Origin of the sequence: Anaerococcus lactolyticus ATCC 51172 (assembly GCF_000156575.1) — a bacterium.
Classification (GTDB): Bacteria; Bacillota; Clostridia; order Tissierellales; family Peptoniphilaceae; genus Anaerococcus; species Anaerococcus lactolyticus.
In genome coordinates, this window is record NZ_GG666046.1 from 348,336 (window position 1) to 373,060 (window position 24,725).

Annotated in this window: 18 protein-coding genes and 1 other annotated feature; of the genes, 14 read left to right on the plus strand and 4 right to left on the minus strand. The window is 37.6% G+C overall.

Annotated features, from left to right (window positions below; all coding sequences use genetic code 11):
- Positions 1–217: 217 nt before the first annotated feature.
- Together HMPREF0072_RS11090 and HMPREF0072_RS06245 are read left to right on the plus strand one after the other, a co-directional pair.
- Positions 218–3,766: a hypothetical protein gene (locus HMPREF0072_RS11090; RefSeq protein ID WP_004828407.1), complete on the plus strand. Its 3,549-nt coding sequence runs from the start codon at positions 218–220 to the stop codon at positions 3,764–3,766.
- Between the two features lie 392 nt (positions 3,767–4,158).
- Positions 4,159–4,449: a GIY-YIG nuclease family protein gene (locus tag HMPREF0072_RS06245; RefSeq protein WP_004828409.1), complete on the plus strand. Its 291-nt coding sequence runs from the start codon at positions 4,159–4,161 to the stop codon at positions 4,447–4,449.
- An 860-nt stretch (positions 4,450–5,309) separates the two neighbouring features.
- Here the strand turns inward: HMPREF0072_RS06245 and HMPREF0072_RS06250 are convergent.
- The 4 genes from HMPREF0072_RS06250 to HMPREF0072_RS06265 all read right to left on the minus strand — a co-directional run bounded on the left by HMPREF0072_RS06250 (position 5,310) and on the right by HMPREF0072_RS06265 (position 10,290).
- Positions 5,310–6,464, minus strand: coding sequence for a uroporphyrinogen decarboxylase/cobalamine-independent methonine synthase family protein (locus HMPREF0072_RS06250; protein ID WP_004828411.1), 1,155 nt, complete (start codon positions 6,462–6,464; stop codon positions 5,310–5,312).
- A gap of 89 nt (positions 6,465–6,553) precedes the next feature.
- Positions 6,554–6,788: a binding site (T-box leader), on the minus strand.
- Positions 6,789–6,889: 101 nt separating this feature from the next.
- On the minus strand, positions 6,890–7,423 hold the full coding sequence (locus tag HMPREF0072_RS06255; RefSeq protein WP_004828413.1) for a 5-formyltetrahydrofolate cyclo-ligase: 534 nt from the start codon (positions 7,421–7,423) through the stop codon (positions 6,890–6,892).
- The gene (locus HMPREF0072_RS06260; protein ID WP_004828414.1) at positions 7,413–8,390 is read right to left on the minus strand and encodes a YihY/virulence factor BrkB family protein; all 978 of its coding nucleotides are present in this window, start codon (positions 8,388–8,390) and stop codon (positions 7,413–7,415) included. The genes HMPREF0072_RS06255 and HMPREF0072_RS06260 overlap by 11 nt, the downstream gene beginning before the upstream one ends.
- The gene (locus HMPREF0072_RS06265; RefSeq protein ID WP_039931187.1) at positions 8,371–10,290 is read right to left on the minus strand and encodes an alpha/beta hydrolase family protein; all 1,920 of its coding nucleotides are present in this window, start codon (positions 10,288–10,290) and stop codon (positions 8,371–8,373) included. The genes HMPREF0072_RS06260 and HMPREF0072_RS06265 overlap by 20 nt, the downstream gene beginning before the upstream one ends.
- Positions 10,291–10,767: 477 nt before the next feature.
- Between HMPREF0072_RS06265 and hpf the strand changes: the two genes are divergently transcribed.
- The 12 genes from hpf to HMPREF0072_RS06330 all read left to right on the plus strand — a co-directional run bounded on the left by hpf (position 10,768) and on the right by HMPREF0072_RS06330 (position 24,714).
- Positions 10,768–11,307, plus strand: a complete 540-nt coding sequence (hpf, locus tag HMPREF0072_RS06275) for a ribosome hibernation-promoting factor, HPF/YfiA family (protein WP_004828419.1) — start codon at positions 10,768–10,770, stop codon at positions 11,305–11,307.
- A gap of 130 nt (positions 11,308–11,437) precedes the next feature.
- Positions 11,438–12,967: a YifB family Mg chelatase-like AAA ATPase gene (locus HMPREF0072_RS06280; protein WP_004828421.1), complete on the plus strand. Its 1,530-nt coding sequence runs from the start codon at positions 11,438–11,440 to the stop codon at positions 12,965–12,967.
- On the plus strand, positions 12,967–14,151 hold the full coding sequence (locus tag HMPREF0072_RS06285; RefSeq protein WP_004828422.1) for a GspE/PulE family protein: 1,185 nt from the start codon (positions 12,967–12,969) through the stop codon (positions 14,149–14,151). The genes HMPREF0072_RS06280 and HMPREF0072_RS06285 overlap by 1 nt, the downstream gene beginning before the upstream one ends.
- A 113-nt stretch (positions 14,152–14,264) precedes the next feature.
- Complete coding sequence (locus HMPREF0072_RS06290; RefSeq protein ID WP_004828424.1) at positions 14,265–14,519, plus strand: type II toxin-antitoxin system Phd/YefM family antitoxin; 255 nt, start codon at positions 14,265–14,267, stop codon at positions 14,517–14,519.
- Positions 14,516–14,773, plus strand: a complete 258-nt coding sequence (locus HMPREF0072_RS06295) for a Txe/YoeB family addiction module toxin (RefSeq protein WP_004828426.1) — start codon at positions 14,516–14,518, stop codon at positions 14,771–14,773. The genes HMPREF0072_RS06290 and HMPREF0072_RS06295 overlap by 4 nt, the downstream gene beginning before the upstream one ends.
- Positions 14,774–14,790: 17 nt before the next feature.
- Positions 14,791–16,089: a S41 family peptidase gene (locus tag HMPREF0072_RS06300; RefSeq protein WP_004828428.1), complete on the plus strand. Its 1,299-nt coding sequence runs from the start codon at positions 14,791–14,793 to the stop codon at positions 16,087–16,089.
- Between the two features lie 143 nt (positions 16,090–16,232).
- Positions 16,233–16,658 carry an Hsp20/alpha crystallin family protein gene (locus tag HMPREF0072_RS06305; protein ID WP_004828429.1) on the plus strand — a complete coding sequence of 142 codons (426 nt, stop codon included), beginning with the start codon at positions 16,233–16,235 and terminating at the stop codon, positions 16,656–16,658.
- 105 nt (positions 16,659–16,763) lie between these two features.
- Positions 16,764–17,459, plus strand: a complete 696-nt coding sequence (gene uppS, locus HMPREF0072_RS06310) for an undecaprenyl pyrophosphate synthase (protein WP_004828432.1) — start codon at positions 16,764–16,766, stop codon at positions 17,457–17,459.
- Complete coding sequence (locus HMPREF0072_RS06315) at positions 17,456–18,235, plus strand: phosphatidate cytidylyltransferase (protein ID WP_004828433.1); 780 nt, start codon at positions 17,456–17,458, stop codon at positions 18,233–18,235. Before uppS ends, HMPREF0072_RS06315 begins: the two co-directional genes overlap by 4 nt.
- Positions 18,236–18,244: 9 nt before the next feature.
- Complete coding sequence (locus tag HMPREF0072_RS06320; protein WP_004828435.1) at positions 18,245–19,264, plus strand: M50 family metallopeptidase; 1,020 nt, start codon at positions 18,245–18,247, stop codon at positions 19,262–19,264.
- Between the two features lie 10 nt (positions 19,265–19,274).
- Positions 19,275–20,333 carry a flavodoxin-dependent (E)-4-hydroxy-3-methylbut-2-enyl-diphosphate synthase gene (ispG, locus tag HMPREF0072_RS06325; RefSeq protein WP_004828438.1) on the plus strand — a complete coding sequence of 353 codons (1,059 nt, stop codon included), beginning with the start codon at positions 19,275–19,277 and terminating at the stop codon, positions 20,331–20,333.
- Positions 20,323–24,714 carry a PolC-type DNA polymerase III gene (locus tag HMPREF0072_RS06330; protein ID WP_004828441.1) on the plus strand — a complete coding sequence of 1,464 codons (4,392 nt, stop codon included), beginning with the start codon at positions 20,323–20,325 and terminating at the stop codon, positions 24,712–24,714. Before ispG ends, HMPREF0072_RS06330 begins: the two co-directional genes overlap by 11 nt.
- The last annotated feature ends 11 nt before the right edge of the window (positions 24,715–24,725 follow it).

Here is a 24,725-nt window from a genome sequence, read left to right on the forward strand (position 1 = left end):
TCATAAATCCAAGACCAACACCATAAATTTTTAATATATTTTACATCACCCAGCCTTTACTCAAAATTAACAAGACAAATGATACAATATAACTAAAAAACGAAACCCACACAACCATTAAAAAATACGGAAAAACTTGCATATGATTTTTAAAAACATATAATTATGGTGAGAATGTGTATAGAAATGTACTCAAAAAGAAAGGCTAGAGAGTAATATGAAAAAATACCAAACAGCCAAGGAGCTACTAGCTACCAAGGCCGAAAATAAAGAGAAAAAACCAATCTATGCGACAAGGAAACTATCCATAGGTCTAGTGTCTTGTATGCTAGGTCTACTATTGGCAGCCCCAAACGCAAGAGCAGAAGAAGTCCCACCAGCCCCAGGAGTGGAAGCAGCTGGTCAACAAGAAGCACCTGCTAAAGTGGAAGAAGATTTGCTAACCGATGAAGAAATCCAAGCCATTAGAGATAAGGCAAATAATCAAGAAAATGATTACTACTTCAATGGTAATATGGTAGATGAACTAAAGGCAGAACTTAGAAAAGCCAAGGCAGACCCATCTGTAAACTATGAAGGAGCCAAAGCTCGCCTAATAAAAGAAGCTATCATTAAAAACACCCCAGCCAAAAAAGCCCCAGGCCAGGATAGGGTAATAAAAAAATTTCAAATTAAAGCTGCTGATAAATTAGAAGCAGAAATGACTGAAATCACCGTTCAAGGTTTAGGCATGGAGGAAGGACAAAAAATAGAAGTCCTTGTTAATGGTGTTGTGAAAGGAACATTTACTCAGCCAAAAAATGTAAAAAGATCTGTTCCAATAACATTACCAGCTGCCCTACAAGCGGGTGATAAGGTTAAGGCTGTTTTAAAGGGCAGTGATGATGTCCAAATTGCTGAGACTGAAGTAGCTACTGTAAAAAAGAAAGAACCTAAAAAAGCTGAAAAATATAAAGATACATTAAAAATGCCAACAGGGGAAATCTGGATTGAAGATACTGCAGCAAGTTTGCCTCATTCTATAGAAAAGAACAAGGCGTTAGAAATGTTTTGGGAAAAAAATGCTGATTTAAAGGGTGATATTAAATCTGTAGATTTTTCTATAAATGGAGATACCAACGCTTACTATAAGGTCACCTTTGATGATAAGTCAACATTAAAGGTAGAAGCCACTAAATTAAAAATAAAAAACCCAACAGAAATCACACCTCAACCAGAAATACAACAAACCTTTGTAGCAGATGGAAATATTGTAATTAAATTAAAACAGAAAGTCGCAAAAGGCACTGCATATGGTATAGTAAGACAATTTACCAATGATGAACCAAACAAAGGATATTGCAATGGGACTTGTAAACTTGATAAAACTACTACAACATGGTCTACGCTTGATCAAGAGACTGATACCATTACCTATCCTGTAGACAAAGATTTCTTGCAATATGGACAAAAATTTGGTGTTGTTGTAAAGGAATATGGAAAAAAATCAAGCTGTCAAAGTAAATCTCCTGAAATAAAAATACCAGATCTTACAGGAGTTAGAGACCCTAAAAAACTAACACCAGAGGAAAAGAAAACCATTGATGAAGCTATTAGAAAAGCCAACACAAGAAAAGATGGAGCTTCAAAACTACCTGATGGTTTTGGTGGAACCGTACCAGCAATTATAGATATTAGTGATGATGGAAATGTAAAAATAATTAATCCTTCTGATGTGGATGGTGATTGGGTAGATGGCAATTTCGTACCAAAGAGAAATCCAGATGGTAGTATCATTCCAGCGATAGGGAAACAAAATCCAGGAATCCCTATTGAAAATACAAAAATAATAGAAAACAAGGCGCCTGAAAAACCTAAGGTTGAAGTAATTGGTGAAAATGTTGTAGTCACTCCTGATAACAAAGATACAGATGCTAAGAAAGTAAGTGTAACTTATGAAACACCAGATGGAACTAAAAAAACCATTATTGCAACAAAAGACTCTGCTACTAATAAATGGTCTGTGCCAAAAGAATCTGATGGAACTGTAGACCCAGATTCAGGAAAAATCACCTTACCAGTGAACAAGGTAAAGGGTGGCTCAGAAGTAAGTGCAAGTGTTACAGATGACGGCTTTAAAGCCAATAACCAAAACCCAGCCACATCAGAAAATGGAGCAACAACCCTACCAAAAGTTAAAACCAAGGCAGAACAAATCACAGAACTCGGTGGTCTTGATCCAGTTGTTATGAAAAAATGGGTAGGAGATGTAATAGGAGAGGGATTCTGGAAAGATGGTGTTAAGGTTAAAGAGGGCGTAAGCGCTGAAAACAAAAAGAAAATAGACGACCTCTTGGCTGGTGCAAAATTTGATGATTTCCAAGAAGATGCAAGTAAAGAAAAAAGAAACACAGATAAAGCTAATAATACAACTGGTTTTGTAGGAAAAATTAAAGTTACATTGAGTGATGGTTCTGAACTTGTAGTAGAAAACCAAACCCTATACGTAAGCGACCATGTAACATGGTTTTCAAAAGAAAAAACTCCAGGGGGAAGGGTAGTTTTTAATGAAAACGCACCTAATGATGCTATAGTAGCAGAATTTAAACTAGGCAAGGGTACTAAGATTGATAATGCTGACGGCAAGACCGCCATCGAAGGTAAGGAAAGTCCTGTATCTTATCAAAAGTATAAGGTAAAACCAGGTACAGATTTAAAAACTTATGTACACCCTACACTACAAAGTACAATTTATGAATCGATAAATAAAAAGGTGAAAGAACAAGACGACTTTATAGATCCAGTATGGAATACAGATAACTTTAAAGTCACAGACTCAAACAAAGTTTTCACAGCAACAGCCACAGAAGCCTTCAAGGTAACAGTCAAGCCAGATGGTGGTACTAAGGCAGGTGGTGGAAAAGCAGAAGATATCGTCACAAAGGTAAAGAAAAACGGAACTTACACCCTCCCTGCTGCTAATACCTTCAACCCACCAAATGAAAACCAAGAATTTGCTGGTTGGAAAGTTGGTGACAAAGAAGGCGTTAAAAAACCTAATACACCTATCGATGTTAAAGGAAATATAACCATAACAGCAACCTGGAAACCAAAAAGCCCTGGCTCAGGCTCAGGCTCAGGAACAGGCACAGGCTCAGGCTCAGGTACAGGAACTGGTACAGGCACTGGCACAGGTGAAACCGCTACTCCAGGAACTACCCCAGAACCAAGTCAACCAGGTAACACACCAGACCCAACCCCAGGATCAGAAAATCCTAAAGATAAGCCAACTGACCCTGCTAAGAATAATCCAGATCCAAAAGATAAGCCAGAGGATAAAAAAACTGGCGAGGATAATAAAAATAACCCTAAGACACCAAATGTTGAAAAGGGTGACAAGGTTATTAATGTGGGCGATAAGGAAGTAGTTGTACCAAAGGTCGTTGTTGATAAGAAAAAGGGCAAGCTTGATAAGGAAGAAAGAACAAAGATTGCAGAGAAGATTAAACAAAAGAATCCTGATATAGTTGATGTTAAAATCGACGAAAATGCTAATGCATACGTTACTTTCAACGATGGTAGGAGAGAAAGAATCCCAGCCAAAGACCTTGTTAGCAAGGAAGGATTTGTGATTCCTAGGAGAGATAGGCATTCACAAGACGAAAGTCCAAATAGAAGACGCGCTGGCAAGAATGTCAAGACAGGTGTTGAATCAATCGCAGGCATAGCATGCACCCTAGTCGCTTCAACAGGCGCCCTATATATCGGCAGAAAAAAAGAAGATTAATAATTAAAGGAAAACTCGAGTAAGACTCGGGTTTTTTCTTTTGGGGAAATGGGGGGCTTTGTTTTAAGGTTGGCTTGACACCTGGACCATAATAATAATATGAATGTGGCCAGAGGCTTCTCGGCTTCGCTCGAAGCGAGGGGCCTTATTTTGAAAAATTTGCCAAAGGCTTAAATTATTCTTTATAATAAAATCATCTAAATTTATTGAGAAATAGTAGGAACCCACCATTCTCGTTTCGACTAAGTGAGTGAAACGAACGCACGGAGAAACCTCTGGACCAAACAGGGATTAGCTCTGGTCGGTACTTGGGATATTTTAGTGATTAAAAATAAAACTTTAATGAAGCATATATTGGGTATATAAATAGTAATAATTATAAAGGAGAAATTATGGCCGCTTATTTTTATATGCTTGCAAATGCAACAAACGAAGTATTGTATAAAGGGTCAACAACCAACTTAATCAGGAGAATCTACGAGCACAAAGAACACCTCTTGAAGGATAGCTTTACTGACAAATATAATGTAACAAGATTGGTATATTATGAATGCTATGATGATATACAAAGTGCAAGAGCGAGAGAACACCAAGTTGGTAAGTGGTCAAGAAAAAAGAAAGATAAAATCATAAGTAAAATGAACCCAAAATGGATAGACTTATATTGGGGGTTATTAGGGTAGGGTCTCGGTTTTAAGGATAGCTTGACACCTTTACCATATCGACAAGATAAAGATAGCAAGAGATCTCTCCGCTCGCTTCGCTCGGTCGAGACGAGGTGGTGAGAATTTTCAACCACGCCACCCTTGTTTCGACTAAGTGAGTGAAACGAACGCACGGAGAAACCTCTGAACCAACTCAGGACTGGCTCTGGTTGGGACTTGGGGTTTTGTTTGTAAAAATATCTTAGCTTTAAAGGAGAGCTTGACACCTTTACCATATCGACAAGATAAAGATAGCAAGAGATCTCTCCGCTCGCTTCGCTCGGTCGAGACGAGGTGGTGAGAATTTTCAACCACGCCACCCTTGTTTCGACTAAGTGAGTGAAACGAACGCACGGAGAAACCTCTGGACCAAACAAGGATTAGCTCCGGTCGGGACTTGGGGTTTTGTTTGTAAAAATATCTTAGCTTTAAAGGAGAGCTTGACACCTTTACCATATCGACAAGATAAAGATAGCAAGAGATCTCTCCGCTCGCTTCGCTCGGTCGAGACGAGGTGGTGAGAATTTTCAACCACGCCACCCTTGTTTCGACTAAGTGAGTGAAACGAACGCATGGAGAAACCTCTGGACCAACTCAGGACTGGCTCTGGTTGGGACTTGGGGTTTTGTTTGTAAAAATATCTTAGCTTTAAAGGAGAGCTTGACACCTTTACCATATTGGTTTTATCAATGTGACTAGAGGCTTCTCGGCTTCGCTCGAAGCGAGGGATTGTGGGCTTAAGATAGATTTTACAACTGAAGTATACAAATACATTTCCCCAACACAAAAGCACCCCGGGCCAGGGTGCTTTTTCTATATACTAGGAGAGATTTATTTTTTTATTTATTCCAGAATTTCTCTGCGATTTGTTGGCCTTGGGTGATTTTCGCCCATTGTTCTTCTTGACTTAGTTCGTTGCCGTTATCGCATGAGGCAAATCCACATTGGTGGGAGAGATAGAGTCTGTCTTTGTCTATGATTTTTGCTGCTTCGTCTAATAACTCTAGGGCTCTTTTTTCGTCATCAAGTCCGGCAGTTTTTGATGACAAGAATCCTAGGACGATTTCTGCGTTTTTGTTTTTTTCGAAGGCTTTTAATGAGTTTAGGGATCCTGCTCTTTCGTCGTCCCATTCTAGGTAGAACCTGTCGTAGTGTTGTTTTTCCAAGAATAGGTCTGCGATTGAGTCGTAGGTGCCTGCTCCAAAGTGGCGGGAGGCGTAGTTGCCCCTGCAGTTGTGGGTGTAGATGGTTAGCCCTAGGTCGTGGCCGTAGTCGATGACTTCGTTGTTGATGGCTATATATTTTTCGGCAAGGGCTATATTTTTATCAGCTCTTGCATTGCCATCAAATTGTGCATTTTCAGATTCGTCTGCAAATTGTTCCCAGAGGCAATCGTCAAATTGGATGATTTTCCCACCAGCATTTTTGAAATCTTCTAAAAATTCCTTGTAGGATCTGATGAGGTCTTTTTCAAAGTCTTCGGTTGTTTGGTAGTATGAATCTTGTAGGAAGTTGAAATTTAATACATCGCCATAGATGTGGGATGGGGAAGGGATGCATTGTTTTACGATTGCTCTGCCATTTACTAATTTTTTTAGTCTTTTGAAGTGGTCGATGAAGGGATGGTTTTTGCCTTGTAGTCTGTCTACAAGTCTCAATCCTATATCACGTCTGGTTTCATATTTGCCACATGAGTCTAGGTCTTCAAAGAAATATCCATTTTCCTTGATATATCTTTCCACACCCTTTAAGCCCCAAACAAAGTCCAAGTGCCAGAGGGATTTTGAATATTCTCCGTCTGTGATTTCTGGTAGGCCAGCTTCGATTTGCCTTTCTACTACATCTGCTACTGCCTTATCTTCACATTCTTTGTAGCCTGCAAAGTCATCGTAGAAAGGATAGGTTATATCGTCTCTTTTTTCTATTTCTCTTTTGTATTTTAATAATTCTTCGTTTCTAAGTAATGATCCAACTGTTAAAAATCTTTCTGTCATTTTTTTACCTCTTTTATTTTCTTAATTTTTCAACATTCTATCATAGGCGCCTTAGAAAATATTCTATGTAATAAAAAAAACCCCGTCCTATAAAGGACGAGGCTTTGCCACGTGTTACCACCTTAATTTCAAATTAATTTCACAATTAATAACTCATCGGGTACTGACATACCCTATCGCTGTAACGGGCGAGCCCGTCTTATCTTAAATATCGGATAAGAAACTCAAAGGCCATTTTCAATCTAATCTCACTAGGCTATTTTCACCAAACATAGCTTCTCTGGGTAGGTTGATTAAATCTACTTTTCTTCTCATAGTTTATTTTCTATACTCCGATTATACACAGGAAAATTTTCCCTGTCAAATAATTTTAAATATTTATTCATAAAATTTTGTATAAATGGCTAAAAATAGGATTTTATTTATCAAAAAATTTTATCTTCGGTTATTATTAAGTCCATTTTTATATCCCAAGGGTCGGCAGGAATTTTTATTGACCTAAATTCTTTAAGCATTAAACCAATTTTGCTTGTCTTGTTTTGGGAAAGAAACTTATCATAAAAGCCACCACCATAGCCTAGCCTATTTTTATCATCGTCAAAGGAAAGGCCAGGGCAGATGGTAAGGTCGGGATTTGTTATAGCTTCTAGGCTATCGGTTGTTGGAATATCAAAGGCGCCTGCCTTTAGTTCATCAAGGTCACTTATTTTTGCTGCAATCATTTGGTGGTCTATTATTTTTGGAACATAGACTTTTTTACCATCGGCGAGAGCTTTTTTTATAAAATCATAGGTGTCAACTTCATTGTTTTTTGAGACATAGACAAAAATTGTCTCGGCATTTTTATAAGGATCACTAGCTAAGAGCCTTGCTATAATTTTTTTTGATTTTTCTTTGATTGAAGCTTCTCCCATTTCTCGTCTGAGGTTTAGGAAAAATCTCCTAAATTCACTTTTCATTTATTTTTCCTTTTATTTTTGAAACAAATTTGTTCATCGGGTTTTCTGCATTTATTGTTGGATTTATTTCCTTATCAAAATATTCATCCCTGTAGCCTTCCCTAAAGGCGGCGATTAATTCAGCTCCAATGATTAGAAGCGATGAGACTATCAAAAGCCAGATGAAAAGTGCAAGGATACCGGCTAGGGCCCCATAAATTAGGGACTTGTTTGAGAAGTTATTTATAAAATATGAATAGGCAAAACTTGCTACATAGATTGTCCCAGTTGCCAATATCCCACCTGTTAGGGCCTGTTTGAAGGGTATCCTATTTGCAGAATTACCTGGAGCATACTTATATAAAATTCCAAGGGCAGCTGACATGATTAAAAGTGGGATGGCTATGGTAAGGATGGTAAAGATTGGAGATGAGATGAAGTCAATTATTGATTCAAGATTGTCTCCAAAAAATTTCCCTGTTATGGTTAGGATTTTGCTATCTAAAATATTTATGATGGTTGGTCCATAGATTTGAAAGATGAGCAAAAACATGATAAAGGCGATGAAGATTATGGTATATATAATACTCATCAGCCTTTGCTTGATGGCTTTGGCTTGGTGGCCTAGGCCGTAGGCGTGGTTTATAGCCATAATTAGCTTATCGACACCACTTGTCGCTGACCAAAGGGCAAAGAGGATGGTTACTGTGGTCACAGCTGTAGATTGGCTGGAGGCAAACATGATGTCTAGGGCCTTGATTATCAATCGTGCAGTTGTCTTTGGAAAGAGGTTCAAAAACTCATAGATGATTTTTTCGTTGCCCTTTAGAAATGTTGAGGCTACTGACACCAAGACCATCATGAGGGGGATGGAGGCTTGGAGAAAGTAGAAGGAAAGGGCAGAGGCGTAGGTCATTATATCCTGAGTTTTGAGCCTATTTATGAAATTTTTTATAAAGTCTTTAAATTTATGCTTTTTTATTTTCATCTTTTAAGTGTTTGTCAAACCAAGTTTTGATTTCTGTTAGCCTTTTTACCCTAGCTTTTGGCTTGCCAGATCTTGATAGTTCGTGGTTTTCTCCATGGAAGACTACCATCCTTGTGTCAACGCCATTTAGTTTTAGTTTGGCATACATCTGGATACCCTGTTCGAGTGGGCAACGGTAGTCGCAGTCTGCGTGGATAAAGAGGGTTGGGGTTTTTGCCTTATTTGCGTATTTGATTGGGGATTGGTCCCACATTTTTTCTAGACTGTCCCAAGGATTTGCTCCTGTTTGGTCAGTGGCAAAGTAGTAGCCAATGTCAGATACACCGTAAAAACTTGTCCAGTTTGAAATTGATCTTTGACTTACAGCAGCCTTGAACCTGTCGGTGTGGCCGATTGTCCAGTTGGTCATAAAACCACCATAAGAGCCACCATAGACGCCCATTTTATCTTTATCTATTTGTGGATATTTTTTAATAGCCAAGTCCACAAAATTCATCAAGTCGTCAAAGTCAATGTCCCCGTAGTGGCCCCTGATATCGGAGAATTTTACGCCCCTACCACTTGATCCGTGTGGGTTGGTGTAAATAATTATATAGCCATTTGAGGCAAGCATTTGGTGTTCGTGGTGGAAGATGTCAGAAAGTTCTGTTTTTGGGCCACCATGAACAGAAAGGATGGTTGGATATTTTTTCTTTGGGTCAAAATCTTTTGGCAAAAGGACGTAACCCCTCAAGTTATCACCATTAGAATCAAAGGTAAATTCCTCAATTGGAAGGACGTTTTCAATCTTATTTGAAATTAGGCTTTGGTCTTTGGATTTGATTTTGAGTTCAGCAAGGTGGTCAGGTCCCATCTCAAGGTAGTAAATATCCTCATCTGTCACAAAGAAACCTTCCACACAACCGTCAAGTTCCTTTCTTAAGTCGCCCTTAAGGTCTATTGAATAAAGTTTTGCTTCTTCAAATTCAGTTGCTATAAAATAAAGTCTATTCTTATGGACTTGGAAGGTCCTGTTGCCCTCAGCCCTGGCATCTGTGCCGATAGAGTTGCCAAAAGACTTGTCAAAGTTTTCGTCATTTACCATCTTAAGATTTCCGTCAAAGTCAACTTCATAGATAAAGGCATCTTCATTTATGCCACCCTTTTTCATGTCAGTGCCAACAAAAATTAGCCTGTCTTCGATAAAATGAAGGGTATAGGTAGCATAGCCCTTGTCAACGAGGATTTTTTCCTCTTCTGTCTTTAGGTCTTTTAGGATGATGGATTCACGAAATTCCATAACGTCATTGGCATCAGAGTGGCTTCTTACATAGGCGATTTTTCCTAAATCTTCGCTTATATCAAGACCACTTACTTCATTATCCTTGTCTGATTTTATGATTTCTGTAAGCTTGTTAGCCTTTAAATCGTAAAGGTAATAATAGACTGTTTCCTTCTTGAGGTAGCCTGCTCCATTTAGCCAAAATGGAAGGGTGGTAACTTCTTCGTAAGCCTCGTTTTCTTTTTCTGCCTTTTTTTCCTCTTCGGATTTCTTTGGGCTTGCTGAAAGGAGGTAAGTGTCATCCTTAAGCCATTTTAGAGATTTAACATCCTTGTCAATTTTAAAGGCAAGCTCTCCTAGACCGTAGCCGTCATTTTTGTAAAAATAATCATAGCAATCATCAGAGTCGTACTTATAAATCAAGTTAGAATTACCGTCAAAAGAGCAAAGGCTAGCTGATTTTTTGTCTGTGAGCCTGTAAGATTTGCCGAGATCTTTTTCGTAAAGGTAAAGGTCTGTATCGTATTTATTGTCTTTTAGGTTTGCCTGAGTTTTTTTGTAGGCAATTTTATTATCATCATTTGAAACATAGATTCCTGATAGAAATTCATAGTCAAATAAGTCATTAATTTGTGTCATAAATTCTCCTTTATTTTTTATAATATAACTATACCCTTTTGGGTTGGGGGATGAATACAAGGAGATAGACGAACTTGAATAAATTTGTAAATAGTCATATAATATTACTAAGAGAAGCCACCTCTTATCCATCAAAAAAGCCGCAAAGCGCAAACTTTGTGATACGAAACAACAAATTTTCCCATTGGGGCATAGAAAAAAGAGGAGCGGCCAGGCTCCTCTTTTTTTCAATCCTTGTTTCTTTTTTCTTTCCGTAATTCGAAAAGAATACTTGATAACAAGGGTAATACGAAACTTGATATAATTATAAAAATTATATCTAAAAAAATTATCCCCATGGGACATCACCCCCTTTCAGTTGGGGATAGTTTTATTATATCACAGAAAAAAATTTTTAAAAAAGTTTAAGGAAAAGGTTTTTGGGTATAAACATAATACAAAAGTTAGCACAGTGCTAACTAAATATAGGAGGCAACTATGAAACTAAATATCAAAGCTAAAAATTTCACCTTGACAGAAGATATCAGAATCGAGTCAGAAAAGAAATTTGATAGGTTAGATAAGTACTTCCATGATGAAGAAGATATGGATCTAAAGTTTGCCAAAGAAGGTGTTGGCTACGAGCTTGAAGCTACTATGTTTTTGAAGGGTGGCACAATCTTGAGAGCCGAAGCCTACGAGGAAACTTTTGAAAATGCTATCGACAGGGTAATAGATGCTCTTGTTAGACAAATTAGAAAGCATAAGACCAGACTTCAAAGGGGCAGACAAACTGGCGACAGCATCAAGTTCGAAGCTTTTGACGCAGAGGAAAAGGCTAATGAAAAAGAAGAGGAAATCAAGATAGCCAGGGAAAAAACCATTCCTGTTAAGCCAATGAGTGCAGAAGAGGCTATCCTCCAAATGGAATTATTAAACCACAACTTCTTTGTTTATGAAGACGCAGAAGACATGGAAGTAAGGGTTGTATATAAGAGGAAAAAAGGCGATTACGGCCTAATTGTTCCTACCAAATAAATTTAAACATACGATACCGTAAAGTTATTCGCGGTGTTTTTCTCCTTTCTCCCACCAACCGGTGGGAGTTTTATTTTTGCCATTAAAATCTAGAATTTATGTTATAATTATAATAAGAAAGTGAGGAATTATGTATTCTAAAACCAATACCACATCCCTAATTGGGCTTGAGGGTAAGTTAGTGGAAGTTGAAAGCGATATTACATCGGGTATACCAGCCTTTAATATAGTTGGTCTACCTGATTCATCTATAAAAGAATCCAAGGACAGGGTAAGAGTTGCCCTAGTCAATTCATCCTACAAATTTCCGGCAGGCAGGATTACCATCAACCTATCACCAGCAGATTTGAAAAAAGAGGGAACCCAGCTAGATTTACCGATTGCAATTTCTCTATTAAGCTCCATGGGGGCCATAGAAAGAGCCTACGACGATTATATATTTTTGGGCGAACTATCTCTAGACGGCAGAATCCTTCCGATAAGAGGTGCTCTGGCTATGGTTATTTCCATGAGGGAGCAGGGTTTTACAAAATTTATAATTTCAGATGAAAATAAGGAAGAATGTGCGATAATTTCTGATATCGAAGTCTATCCTTTCAATAAATTAAATGATGTAGTGGCATTTTTGAATGGGGACTTGAAAAAAGATTCCTACAAGATAAATCCTGCCCTTTTGAAGGAGGAAATTTCCTATGACTTAGATTTTAAGGACCTTAAGGGTCAGGAAAATCTCAAAAGAGCGCTACAAATAGCGGCGGCAGGTGGTCACAATTTGCTGATGGTCGGTCCTCCGGGATCTGGCAAGACTTTTTCTGCCAAACACTTGCCTACAATTCTTCCAGACATGAGTTTTGAGGAGAGGGTTGAGGTGACAAAAATTTATTCAATTATGGGTCTACTTGACAGTGGACATTTGGTTAGCGCTAGGCCTTTTAGGGCTCCTCACCATTCTTCAAGCCAAGTTGCCCTCATAGGTGGTGGCCATTCTGTGCCAAAACCGGGCGAGATTACCCTTGCCCACAGGGGAGTATTATTTTTGGATGAATTTCCTGAATACCAAAAAAATGTCATCGAAGCCTTGAGGGAGCCTCTAGAAAATAAGGAAATAAATGTGGCGCGTGCCCAGGCAAGTGTAAAATATCCATCAGATTTTATTTTGATTGCAGCAATGAACCCATGTCCATGTGGTAATTACGGCAATCCTCTTAAGGAATGCACTTGTTCTATAAATGAAATAAGGAGATATTTAAGCAAGATTTCATCCCCAATCCTAGATAGGATTGACATTCACATAGAGATTAAGCCTGTAAAATACGACGACCTAAACGATGATATCAAGTCAAAGTCATCTAGCGAGCTTAAAAGTGAAGTTGTGAGAGCGAGAAAAATCCAAGCGGAAAGATACAAGGATGAAAAAATCAAAACCAACGCCCTTCTTTCAACTAGACAGATGAAAAAATATATCAAATTAAGCCCAGAAGTTGAAAAAATTGGTCAGATGGCCTTCAACAAATATAATTTTTCTGTAAGAAGTTATAACAAAATTCTAAAAATGGCAAGGACCATAGCAGACCTCGAGGCAAGCGAGGAAATAACAAGCAAACATCTCTTGGAGGCTGTCAGATATAGGGCTCTTGACGATAAATATTGGAGTGTGTAATGCTTGATCAAAGGCAAATTGCAACAGATATTGACGGATTTATAGAAAATTTAATAGCAACTGCAGTAAATCTTTCTGCCTCAGATATCCACCTTCAACCAGAAGAGGACTTTGGCAAAATCAGACTAAGGATAGACGGAGCTTTGGTTGATAAAATGCAGATTCGTAGGGAATATTTTGACATGCTTTCTTCAAAAATCAAGCTTTCCTGTGGAATGGATATTTCCCAAAAAAGGATGCCCCAAGATAAGTCCGTCAAATACGAAGCCTTTCCCGGAATCGACTTTAGGGTCTCATCTGTGCCAACAATTTTGGGCGAGAAAATAGTAATAAGGATCTTAGCAGTAGACATATTTATGGAAAAAGCCAGACTTTTGGGGTTTTCTAGAGAAAGCAAGGAAAAACTAGAAAGAGCCATCAGGAAAAAATCCGGCATAATTTTAATGACAGGACCAACAGGATCTGGAAAAACAACCTCACTCTACGCTCTATTAGAAAAACTCAACAAGGAAGATGTAAACATAATCACCATCGAAGACCCAGTAGAATACAAAATTGCTAACATCAACCAAATTTCAATCAACGAAAAAATTGGCCTAACCTACCCAGTAATTTTAAGGTCCATCCTCCGTCAAGACCCAGATATAATAATGATTGGGGAAATCAGAGATAGGCAAACAGCAGAAATTGCAATAAGAGCTGCCATAACTGGACATCTAATATTATCCACAGCCCACACTCGTGATGCCTTTTCGGGACTCATAAGGTTAAAAGACTTGGGAGTAGACGACTACCTCATAAGGTCAGCAGTAAATCTTTTGGCAGGCCAAAGGCTAGTCAGAAAACTTTGCGATTGCAAAAAGCTAGATAGGATGACAGATTTTGAATACGAACTAATGTCATCTTACATAAAAGTCGACAGGGAAAGAAAAATCTACCGACCGGTAGGCTGTCCACACTGCAACGGAGGCTACAAGGGCCGACAGGCAGTAGAAGAAGTCATGCCTATAGACAACGAATTCAAAGACATCCTCAGAAAATATGGCCTAGAAAGCGAAAAGATCAAAGAAAAATTGAAAAAAGATAAGTATAGGCCAATGATAGTAAACGGCCTAATCCAAGTCCTAGAAGGCGAAACCTCCTTCGAAGAAGTCCTAGACGTCCTTGGGTATTTTCCTAAGTGAAATCTATAGGAGTCTTAGGGCATAAAATAGGTTTTAATATATAGTTGAATTGAGCAGAAATGATATTAATTTATTGCACAATATATTGTACAATATTTTAAAGGAGAATTATTATGCTTGCGGTTAATTATAGTGAAATTAGAAATAACTTGAAAGAATATTGCGACAGGACAATAGATAATTTGGAAACTGTTCTAATTACAAGAAAAAATGATAGAAATGTAGTTATGATAAGTCTTGAAGAGTACAACAATCTAGTTGAAAATGCCTATGTAATGAGTAATGCGAACTACTATAAAGATTTAGTACAAAGAGCTAAAGACGTTGAAGATAATAAAACAATTCAAAGAGATTTAATTGAAGAATGAAAATATTATTTCACGAAAAAGCCTTTGATGAATATTTATATTTGCAGAAAAACGACAATAAAACTTTAGAAAGACTTAATAATATTATAAAGAATATAAAAAGAAATCTTTATGAAGGATTAGGAAAGCCAGAGCCTTTAAGATATGCTTTACAAAGCTATTGCTCTAGAAGAATAACCCTAGAAGATAGGATAATTTACAAGGTTGAGAATGATAATTTAATAATAATCTCGTGTGCTAAGCATTATGAATAGAGGGTATTGGGCAAATTATGAGAAAATTAGTAAAAATATTAGCTGTCCTATTTGCAATCATAGTAGGAATTTCCTTATCTTTTTTATTAAGAAGCAAGAAAATCCATTTTGATTACGAAATTAATCCTAAATATTATTCCGAAGACCAAAGTCCCTTTGAAAACGACTTTGACTATGCTTTTGATACTTTGGAAAAATATTACGCCCTATTTGATAGGAATGGGACCTATGAATTTTTGGAAAATCGTGATGAGTACAAGAAAGAGTTAAAAAATCTAAGGACTGACAAAGAATTTTTCGATAAGATGAATAAGATTTTGGGAGACTTGGATGATGACCATACTAATCTTTTAGATATTGAGGAAGTTTACGATATGAAGGATACCTTTGTGCTTTCCAATAAGGAGGAAAAGGGAGAGGTAAATGTTGATCTGATAAATTATTTGTTTGGGGCAAAAATTTCTAGTTTAATTGATAAAATTTTTAGACAAGCTAGGGCTGCTACCAAAAATTTAATAACTCAAGATATAAATAAAGATATAGCCTACTTAAAAATCAGGGCAATGATTGATCCAGGGACTCCAGATTTTGAAGAAGATTTAGAACTTTTAAAGACTTATCTTAAAAAATCAAAAAATAAGAAGGCTCTAATTATAGACCTTAGGGGCAATGGTGGGGGCAATGCTGCCTATACTTGTGATTACCTTTATCCAATGATTCTTGGCACAAAAGATTTTAAAGAAACTCATGAATATATTTTATTTAGGACAGATGAAGTTTTTAAATATGATCCCCAATATCCGGAGTTAAAGAGTTTAATAAGTAAGATTAGGGAGTCAGATTTTAAATATATGGAGGAAAATATTCCTTTTCTTAAGAAGGATAAGAAGATGATGGATAATATCAGAAAAAATTACACCCACATCATCTATGATGCAGGATATGAAAATGCTGGCGACTTTGGTGATGAGTATAAGTTTAATGGAAATCTTTATCTATTGGTAGACAGGGGTGTATATTCATCAGCCCAAAATGCAGCCCACTTTTTTAGGGACAACAATTTAGGAACAATTATAGGGGAAAAGACAGGTGGCGATGGGATTGGGACAAGTCCAGCCATGGTGAAACTTCCAAATACCAAGTATATCCTAAGATTTTCTCACGAGCTAGGTCTTAGGGAAACAGAATCAATGGAAGAATCAACCTACACAATTCCAGATATAGAAATTCCTCAAAAAGATCAATCAGAAATCCCTTCTAATGATGGTTGTGTGAAAAAAGTAATAGAATTAGAAGGAAAAAATGCTGCAAAATAGAGCCTTTATGGCTCTTTTATTTTTTTTAAAAAATATTAGCAAAAAATTTGACTTTCTCTGACCTTCATAGTATATTATGAATGTAAGAAGTTAGCAGTCGAATGATGAGAGTGCTAATATAATAAAATAAAGGAGTAATAATTATGGCAAATCTTATTAGAAAAAATAATTCATTATCAAGATACAATGACTTTTATGATATGGTGGATTCATTTTTTAACTCACCTGTTGAAAAAGATGTGTTTGAGTCTTCTTTTAAGCTAGATGTGGCAGAAGATGATGATAAATTCTTAGTAGAAGCTGAGATGCCTGGTATAGATAAGGACTCCATTGATATAGATTTTGATAGGGGACAACTTACACTAACAGTTAATTCTCACACAGAAAATACAGATGAAAAGAAAAACTACATTCATAAGGAAAGAAAATCCACAAGGATGACTAGGACTATGTATTTTGGTGATATAGATGAGGAAAATATCCAGGCCAAACTTGAAAATGGTATCCTAGAAATTGAAATTCCAAAACGCAAGGAAGAAAAAACTAATAAAAAGATAGAAATTAAATAAAATCACAAGCAGCTAGGCTTTCCTGGCTGCTTTTTTGGTCTAAAAATACATAGATAAATTGCCCCTCTTTGAGTATAATGACATAAGAATTTTAAAAGGGGACTTATGACTGAATTAAAAATACCGAACCACATTGCGATTGTTCTTGATGGCAATGGTAGGTGGGCAAAAAAACAGAATAGGCCTAGGACATCAGGCCACAAGGAAGGCGCGGAAAATGTGGTTAGGATAGCCAAAGCTTGCAAAAAGTTTGGGGTTAAGACCATAACTCTTTATGCTTTTTCTACAGAAAATTGGAAGAGGCCAGCGACTGAGGTTGGTTTTTTGATGGATTTACTGATCAAATTTGTAAATTCAAAACTTAAAGAACTTATAGATGAAGATTGCAAGCTAAATTTCCTTGGAGATTTGTCAAAACTTCCTGAAAAAACAAGAGAGTCCTGCACTTATGCTAAAGAGATCACAAAGGATAATAAGTCCCTTACCGTTAACATTGCCCTAAATTACGGGGGTAGGGATGAAATCGTCCATTCCTTTAAACAAATTATTGAAAAGGGCTATGGCAAGGACGATATTACAGAAGAATTAATTTCTGATAATTTATATACGGCAGGTCTTTCTGATCCAGATTTATTAATTAGACCTGGTGGGGAAATTAGACTTTCAAATTTCCTAATCTACCAGCTTGCATACACAGAATTATATTTTACAGATGTTTTGTGGCCAGATTTTACAGAAGATGACCTAAGGGAAGCGATAATAGCTTATACCAAAAGAGACAGAAGATATGGTGGCATATGATTAAGTTTTTAAACAGGGCCTTTGGGGGCGCTGTCATTTTAACACTTTTAATATTAATAACATATTTGGGGAGGATTCCTCTTGCCCTTGGAGTAGCAGCTTTTTCTTATATTGCCCTTCATGAGATGGACAAGGCTCTCCATAAGATTGACCTACATTTGCCGATGAAGTGTCTTTACCTTACAAATGGGATAATTATGGCGGCTGCCTTTATAAATAATTCTGATTTGTATATAGCATCCATAGTGGTATCAGTTTTGTTTTTATTTATGTATATTATTTTAAGAAGCCACTACACCCTTTATGATGCTTTTGCTGCAGCCTTTGTCATGCTTTATGTGTCATTTTTAATTTCCCATATTTTGAGGATAAAAAATGTATCCTATGTTTGGATGCTTTATATCACAGCTTGGGGATCAGACACCTTTGCCTATTTGGTTGGCAGTCTTTTTGGCAAGCACAAGATGGCATGGATGTCCCACATAAGCCCACACAAGACCGTAGAAGGATCTGTTGGGGGCATTGTTGGTGCGACAATTTTAAATATTGTTTATTGCCATGAATTTGGCCTTGAAAATTATATTAGAGAGATAGTTATTTTTACAATTGTAGCTGCGATTATGTCTCAAATTGGAGATTTGATCGCATCTTATATCAAAAGACAAACTGGAATTAAAGATTTTGGTAATTTGATACCGGGCCATGGTGGCATCCTTGATAGGTTTGATTCTATCATGTTTATTGCCCCTGTCCTTTATCTTTTTTCTAGGGTTTAAGGAGAGAAAATGAGAATAGTTTTAGCGGTAGTTTTATTTTTGTTACTGATAGTTTTTCACGAATTTGGACACTTTATTGTGGCTAAAAAATCGGGCATAAAGGTAAATGAATTTGCAGTGGGTATGGGTCCCCTTATTTATTCAAGAAAAAAGGGCGAGACCAAATATTCCTTTAGGCTAATTCCTATTGGTGGCTATTGTGCCATGGAGGGCGAGGATGACGAATCAAGCGACCCAAGGAGCTTTGACAATGCTCCAGCCTTCAAGAGATTTTTAACAATCCTTGCAGGGCCTATGGCAAATCTAATCATAGCTATAGTAGTTTTTACCATTGTTGGCTTAATTAGTGGCATTATTACAACAAAAATCGGATCTTTTACAGAAAATTCCCCAGCCCAAGAAGCCGGCATGGAAGTAGGAGATGAAATCAGAAAGGTCGGAGATAGGGATATCAAAGATTTTGCTGATATTTCGGCAGGAATTTCTGATTTTTATAAGGATAAGGATTATAAAAAGCCTCTTACAGTTGAGTATTTTAGGGAAAGTTCAGATACTGTCACTGCTGTAGATTTGAAGGTGGAAGTGAAGGATGATCATGCCTATATTGGTATTATGCCAGCTAGGAGGAGTCCAAATATTTTGGAAGCTGTTGGTCTTGGTTTTGGCGAGACTTGGAAAAATGTCAAGATGATTTTTGTGATCTTAGGCAGGCTTTTTACTGGTAAACTCGCCTTTGGAGCCCTATCAGGTCCTGTTGGAGTCCTTAAGGAAATAGGCAACCAAGCCCAAAATGGTCTGGCTAATTTGCTTTATTTTTTGGCTTATATTTCTGTAAATCTTGCCGTTTTCAATCTTTTACCAATACCAGCCCTTGATGGGTCTAAGCTATTAACAAGTGCGATTGAAATTATTACTGGAAAAAAAATTGATAAGAAAATCGAAGAGAAGGTCACTATGGTTGGATTTTTCATTTTGTTGGGTCTGATTTTGGTGGTTTCAATAAAGGATATAGTAAATTTATTTAGATAAGAAGGTATAAATGAGAAAAGAAACTAGAAAAATTTTTGTAGGAGATGTTGCTGTTGGAGGCGGCTCTCCTATTTCTATCCAATCAATGACAACAGCGAAGACAAGTGATGTAGAAGCTGTAGTTAAGCAAATTAAAGCTTTAGAGGCAGAAGGATGTGACATTTCAAGGTCAGCTATAAATACAATAGAAGATGCCAAGGCTATTCCTAAAATAAAGAGCCTAACCAATATTCCTTTTGTAGCTGACATCCAATTTGATTATAGGCTTGCCCTCGCAGCTGTGGAAAATGGTTGTGACTGTTTGAGATATAATCCAGGTAATATTGGTGGCAGGGATAAGGTGGCGCTCTTAGTTGAAGAATGCAAGAAGCGAAAAATCCCAATAAGGATTGGGGTAAATTCTGGATCTGTATCAAGAGAGATAGTTGATCGCTTTGGTGGAGTCAACAAGGATTCTCTTGTGGCAAGCGCCATAGAAGAAGTGAAAATCCTTGAAGATATGGATTTTCATGACATAAAAATTTCTGTAAAATCTTCTGATGTAAATACAATGATTGATGCCTATAGGCTTTTGTCATCTAAAGTTGATTATCCTTTGCACTTGGGTGTGACTGAAGCAGGACCTCTCTACCAAGCTCTTGTGAAGTCCTCAATCGGAATAGGATCTCTCCTTAAGGACGGGATTGGAGATACTTTGAGGGTTTCTATCACTGGAGACATAGTTGAGGAAGTCAGGGCAGGTAAGGCCATTCTTAAGGCTCTTGGTTTAAGGCGTGATGGAGTCGATATAGTTTCTTGTCCGACTTGTTCCCGTACAAGCGTTGATTTGCCAAATATAGTGGCAGAAGTTGAAGAAAAAGCAAGGGGTCTTGATATAAATACCAAGGTTGCCATCATGGGTTGTCCGGTAAATGGACCTGGCGAATCAAAAGAAGCAGATTATGGGATTTCTGCTGCCAATGGCATGGGATTTTTGTTTAAAAATGGTAAGACTGTAAAGAAAGTAAAAGAAGAAGAGATTGTCGATACCCTAATTGAAGTTTTAAAAGAAGAGAAAAATGAAAATTGACCTGGCAAAATTAATTAAAGTTGAAGGAAATTTATATACTATCATAAGTGCGACTTATTTCCAAAAAGAAAACCTACTAGAAATTAAAATCAAGGCAGCAAACCCACTAGATTCTCGCCTTGAGAAAGAGTTGAGATCGTATTTTTCCTATGTAGACCTTAAAATCATCTATGAAAAAATTATGCCACCTAGCTATGATGACTACATCCCAGAATATGAGGGAGAGGTTGAATATGAAGATGTTCGCGACAACCTAAATGACGTAATTTTTAAGGAAGAAAATCCTGCTCTAAAGAGCGTTCAACCTATTGAAAATGAACCGATTGTTGAGCTTGTTGAGGAAAATAATCAGCCAATCCCTGTTACAGATGATAAGGCTCTTGAAGTTTTTAAGTCAAGCCAAGATGGTCCTTTAAGTGAAGATGAATTTGCCGAGGATAAACAAAATCCTAGTGAAAGTGATCAAGCTCGCCAAAATTTAACACCAGATGATTTAAAAGGAGCAGCTTTAGAAGCAGAAGATTTAAAAGCAGATGAAGAAGAAGAAAATGATTTAGGAGTGGAAGCTAAGGAGGAAACTTCTTCTTTTGAGGACCTCAAAAAAGCCAAGGAGGCCCAACTTCAAAGAAAGATAGCCCAAGCCCTCAATTACCAAAATAAGCAAAAGGAAAAGGAAGAGGCAAAGAAGAACACAGATGGTCTAAATTTTGGCAGAAAAATTAAGGCAGAGCCAATTCAAATAGAGGATATTTATGACAAAAAAGGAATGACCAACTCCCTAATCGGTACAATTTACGGTCTTAGCTGTCTTGAAACCAAGTCAGGATATTTTATCTATACCTTTGATTTGGAGGATAAGACTGATGCTATTTCCTGCAAGCTTTTTGCCAACAAGAAAAATAATTTCAAACTTGAAGACTTGAAAGATGGGATGGCTGTTCAAGTAGAAGGAGTTTTAAATTTTGATGACTATGCCAAGGAAGATGTCTTTACAGTTAATTCTATAACAATAGCCATAATTTCAAAGAAAGTAGACTTGGCAGCTGATAAGAGGTTCGAACTTGAGCTTCATTCCAAATATACCAACCTTGACGGCTTTGTGGATGACGGCGATCTCTTGCCTGTCCTTAAGGAATGGGGTTGGGATACAATTGGTATCACCGATACTGAAAATCTCCAGGTTTTGCCTTATGTTTATGACACCTACAAGAAAAACGGTATTAGGGTTTTAAATGGGGCAGAATTATTGCTTGTAGAAGATGATTTGAGGATTTTAACCAATCTTTCTGGCAAAGACTTGCCTACTTTTAAAAATCTCGAAGACGGGTCTTTTGTTGTATTCGATATAGAAACTACAGGACTTTTAAAATACAGGGATGCGATTACAGAAATCGGTGCTGTGAGGGTGGAAAATGGAGAAATAACTGAAACCTATAACCAATTAATAAACCCAGAAAGAATCCTACCTGAAAAGATTGTAGAAATTACTGGAATCACCGATGCTATGCTTGCTGATAAACCAAAAATTGACGAGGTCTTGCCAGGATTTTTAGACTTTTGTGGCGATAGCCTAATAGTAGGTCAAAATACAGACTTTGACGTAGGTTTCATCAGAGAAAACGCCAAGAGATTGGGACTTAAATTTGATCCAATTTATCTTGATACCCTTCCAATGGCCCGCGCCCTCTTTGATGATATGGGGAAATTCTCTCTTGATAAGATTGCAAGAAAGCTTGATATACCAGCCTTCAACCACCACAGGGCAAGCGACGATGCGAGGGCTACTGCCCAAATTTTCATCAAGATGTATAAGATGATTATGGAAGAGGAAGGTCTTAATCTTTCAAAAATTAATAGGCTTAAGACAAATTATCCAAAGGCAAAGCATGAGACTTTTTCCGCCCTCGCCTTTGCCAAGGATAAGACAGGGCTTAAAAATCTTTACAAGTTAATTTCCGAATCAAGGATGAACTACATGGCCAATGGCGAAGCTAGAACACCTATGTCTGTCCTTGAAAAATACAGGGAAGGTTTGGTTTTGGGTACTGGTGGAGCAGAGGGAATGCTTTTTGAATACATCCTAGGCGATAGAAGCGAGATGCAAATCAAAAAAGTCCTAGACCTTTTTGATTTTTATCAGGTAGAGCCTGTTTCTATGTTTTTGGATAAGGTAGAAAGTGGTAAAATCGACTCCCTAGCCCAAGTTAAGGAAATAAACCAGAAGATAATTGATTTTGGTGAAGAAAGGGGCAAACTTGTGGCAGCCACAGGTGGGGTGAGATACCTTGATCCGGGCGACTACAAGCTAAGAAATGTCCTCAAAAAGGGTTCCTTCTTCTTTTATAAGGAAAACAGACCTCTTTATTATTTAAGGACCACAGATGAAATGCTTGGTGAATTTTCTTACCTAGGAGATACTAAGGCCTACGAACTTGTAATTAGAAATCCAAAGAAAATTGTGGCAGGGCTTGAAGATATAAGACCAATTCCTCATGGGACCTTCCCACCAAAAATCGCTGGTTCTGAGGAAATGCTAAGAGATACTTGCTTTAAAAAAGCTCACGAAATTTACGGTGACCCTTTGCCAAAAATTGTCCAAGATAGGCTTGATAGGGAACTTCATTCGATTATTTCAAATGGTTACGCAGTTTTATATATTATTGCCCAGAAACTTGTAAAAAAATCCAACGAAGACGGTTACCTTGTAGGGTCTAGGGGCTCTGTAGGTTCATCTTTTGCAGCAACTATGGCTGACATTACAGAAGTAAACCCTCTTTCTCCTCACTATATTTGTCCATCTTGCAAGCATTCGGAATTTTTCGAGGAAGACTTGTTGGGTTCTGGTATAGATTATCCAGATAAGGATTGTCCAGTATGTGGGACACCTATGCACAAGGATGGTCACAATATCCCGTTTGAAGTATTTTTAGGTTTTGAAGGTGACAAGGAACCAGATATAGACTTAAACTTTGCCGGTGAATACCAACCAACCATTCACAAGTACACCGAAGTACTTTTCGGTGAGGGCAAGGTTTTTAGGGCGGGAACAATTGGAAAAATCCAAGATAACACTGCCTTTGGTTATATCAAAAAATACATGGAAGAAAATAACCTAAACTTAACCAACGCCCAGGTCAGAAAACTCCAAAGGGGTCTTAAGGATGTAAAAAGGTCAACAGGCCAACACCCAGGTGGGCTTATCGTTGTGCCAGATGATATAGAAGTTTTCGATATTTGTCCAATCCAATATCCGGCAGATGACCCAGCTAGTGGCAACAAGACTACCCATTTCCCATACAGGGTAATGGAGGAAACTCTCTTGAAACTTGACCTTTTGGGCCACGATGTGCCTTCAGTTATTAGGCACCTCCAAGACCTAACAGGAACAGATCCACTAAAAATAAAGATGGACGACAAAGACGTAATGAAGATTTTCTCCTGCACAGAACCCCTTAAAATCAAACACGATTTTTCAAATAACGATATAGGAACCCTTGGTATCCCTGAATTTGGGACAAACTTCGTTCGTGGCATGCTTAAGGACACCTATCCTAAAAAGTTTTCTGAGATGGCGAGGATTTCTGGTCTTTCCCATGGAACCAACGTTTGGCTTAACAATGCACAAGATATAATCAAGTCCAATACAGCTGGCTTCAATGAGATTATTTCAACCAGAGATGATATAATGAATGCCCTTATTCAAGAAGGTCTTGATAAGAAAAAGTCCTTTATGATCATGGAAAAAGTTCGTAAGGGCAAGGGACTTAGCGAGGAAGAGATTGACTATATGAGGGAAAATGGAGTCAAGGACTGGTATATAGATTCTTGTCTTAAGATTGCCTATCTTTTCCCAAAGGCCCACGCCGTTGCCTATTGTTTGATGAGCTACAGGATTGCCTACTACAAGGTTTACTATCCTGAGGCTTTCTACGCCTCATATTTCTCATCAAAATTAGGGGACTTCACCTATTCTACAATCATATCTGGCCTTGAATCTGTCCAGATGGCCTTAAATGCCTACAAGGAAATGTTTAACATAAGCAAGAGAGATCAGGATTTAAGGACAGTCCTCGAAGTGGCAGAAGAAATGCACGCTAGGGAAATAAAAATTAGTAAGGCTGATATTTACGAATCTGATGCCACAAAATTTTTGATTAAGGACGGAGCAATCCTCCCACCTTTGGCTGCAGTTGATGACGTCAGCGAGGCTATGGCAAAGGATATAGTTGAAGAAAGGGCAAAAGGCGATTTTATTTCTATAGAAGACCTCACATCTAGGACTTCTGTAAATAAAAATGCCCTCAAAAGTCTGAAAGACTTGGGAATCATAGAAGGTATTCAAGAAGAAAATCAGATGAGCCTTTTTGACGGCTTGTTCTAAGAAAAAAACTG